This is a genomic window from Epilithonimonas hispanica, from assembly GCF_003385395.1.
GTDB lineage: Bacteria > Bacteroidota > Bacteroidia > Flavobacteriales > Weeksellaceae > Epilithonimonas > Epilithonimonas hispanica.
In genome coordinates, this window is record NZ_QNUG01000129.1 from 1 (window position 1) to 764 (window position 764).

The window sequence follows — 764 nt, forward strand, 5'->3', positions numbered from 1 at the left end:
TAGTCTCTCCTTAAACCACCTATAATTTACTGATTATTAGTATTTTGGGTTTAAAATAGCTTGTTTTTTATTGCAAGAATTTGTATCTTAGAGCTTTAAAACCTTGCAAATATGTTGGGGAAAAATCCAGAAAAGAAGCCAGAATTATTCCGCCCAATGTTGGTGGATTTTATTGACCACGAGCATGAACTTGTTCTACTTTCAGAAAAAATAGATTGGAATTATTTTGAGAAAGAATTTTCGCCCTTGTATTCCAAAGTGGGCAATCCGAGCCATCCGATTCGGTTTATGGTGGGTTGTTTGCTACTGAAACATTTGTATAATTTGGGCGATGAGACGTTGGAAAAAGCCTGGATCATGAATCCTTATATGCAGCATTTTTGTGGCAGGGTTTTCTTTGAACACGAATTTCCTTGTGACCCGAGTAATTTTGTTCATTTCCGAAAAAGAATTGGCGAAAAAGGTATCGAAAAAATCTTTGCCTACAGCGTAAGAATGCACGATGCCAAGACGAACACCTCAAATTTTGTTTTGTCCGATACTACCGTTCAGGAGAATAATACCTCTTTTCCTACCGATGCAAAATTGTGCAAAAAAGTGATCGATTATTGCAACAAAATAGCAGGAAATGAAGGCATAAAACAAAGACAACGCTACACAAAAGTCAGCAAACAAATGGTGCGCAACACCTACAACGGAAAACATCCCAAGCGGGCAAAAGCGGCAAGGAAATCTCAAAGACAGCTCAAAACCATCGCCATGAG

1 protein-coding gene is annotated in these 764 nt (G+C 38.2%); it reads left to right on the top strand.

Features of this window, described 5'->3' with window-relative positions; genetic code table 11:
* Positions 1-111: 111 nt before the first annotated feature.
* Positions 112-764, top strand: a 653-nt coding sequence (locus tag DRF58_RS18185) for a transposase (protein WP_206605243.1), incomplete at its 3' end; no start/stop codon positions are given.